Consider the following 266-nt stretch of genomic DNA (forward strand, 5'->3'; position numbering starts at 1 on the left):
TGTGAATATGTTTTCAAAAAGAGTAGCCATGCTGTAAATAAGGAAAGTATCACTATTAAGCTAATGTGTTTAAAGCTTCTTTTACTCGTAATAAAAAAGAAAAACATAATATTACGCCCCTTTGTCCAATCCTTTTCAGTTACATATATGCTGTAAATATAAAAAAGAGAACAAGGGATTAATATCGTAAGTAGTGGATATAATGGATGGTAGGATTTTGTTAAATGAAAATGGGCTTAATACTTATTGCTCTGTAAGAAATGATC

Annotated in this window: 1 pseudogene; it reads right to left on the reverse strand. The window is 29.3% G+C overall.

The features are described 5' to 3' along the window. Positions 1-149: pseudogene (locus KVT11_RS20045) on the reverse strand (polysaccharide deacetylase family sporulation protein PdaB); the annotation flags it as partial. Positions 150-266 lie beyond the last annotated feature (117 nt).

The sequence above is a fragment of the Bacillus sp. GbtcB10 genome, assembly GCF_019091365.1.
In the GTDB taxonomy this organism is placed as follows: Bacteria; Bacillota; Bacilli; order Bacillales; family Bacillaceae; genus Bacillus; species Bacillus altitudinis.